Origin of the sequence: Elizabethkingia argenteiflava (assembly GCF_009904105.1) — a bacterium.
GTDB lineage: Bacteria > Bacteroidota > Bacteroidia > Flavobacteriales > Weeksellaceae > Elizabethkingia > Elizabethkingia argenteiflava.
In genome coordinates this window covers 1-230 of sequence record NZ_JAAABJ010000087.1, presented here as the reverse complement: position 1 = coordinate 230, position 230 = coordinate 1, and the positions used below count along the sequence as shown (strand labels likewise).

The following is a 230-nucleotide window of genomic DNA, read 5'->3' as shown; positions in this document are numbered from 1 at the left end:
TTCTGCAACTTCTGATTAATTTGCATATTTCTAATGGCATGCTATCTACAATGTAATAATCACTGACAGATATTTTTGCAGCTATCTTGTTTCTTAATGAATCCCCATAAGAAAACAAGTTGCGCTTGGTGCGATTGTAAACACTACGTTCAATCCTAGAGGATAAATTGAAAGGTAATTTTCTGAATAAATTCCGCTCTGAATCAATACTCATAAATTCTGAAGTTAAG

The 230-nt window shown here is 32.6% G+C and carries 1 pseudogene; it reads right to left on the bottom strand.

Annotated elements, in window-relative coordinates:
• A pseudogene (locus GNY06_RS13515) lies at nucleotides 1-230 on the bottom strand (IS982 family transposase); the annotation flags it as partial.